Source organism: Aquabacterium parvum (genome assembly GCF_001447195.1).
Classification (GTDB): Bacteria; Pseudomonadota; Gammaproteobacteria; order Burkholderiales; family Burkholderiaceae_C; genus Aquabacterium; species Aquabacterium parvum.
Window position 1 is genome coordinate 1 of sequence record NZ_LFRI01000212.1, and the last position, 273, is coordinate 273.

General features: G+C 57.1%; 1 protein-coding gene. It reads right to left on the reverse strand.

Annotation, left to right across the window (positions count from 1 at the left end; genetic code table 11):
• Positions 1-259: protein rep (locus tag ABG80_RS22610; RefSeq protein ID WP_268760950.1), on the reverse strand; the 259-nt coding region annotated here is incomplete at its 3' end.
• Positions 260-273: the final 14 nt, after the last annotated feature.

Sequence of the window (273 nt, forward strand, 5' to 3'; positions counted from 1 at the left end):
CATCGAGCACAGAGCCGCGACCACGTTGCCGGCGTTTCCATAGCTCGCGCTGGGCTCTATGAAGGTGCTTAAAGCGTTCAGCCAGGTCATCACCGTTCTTCACCGTCAAAGTCACCAAAAAAGGCCTCAGAGCCGTCTTCTCGGCTCGGATGACCTCCCACCTATCCAAGTAGGCTTTCATCGACTTAGCGCCCCGTCTAATGGCACACAGAGGGCAAAGCAGGTGCTTCATGCAGAAGCTGGCCGCATGCAGCCTCACAGCGTCGATGGTGA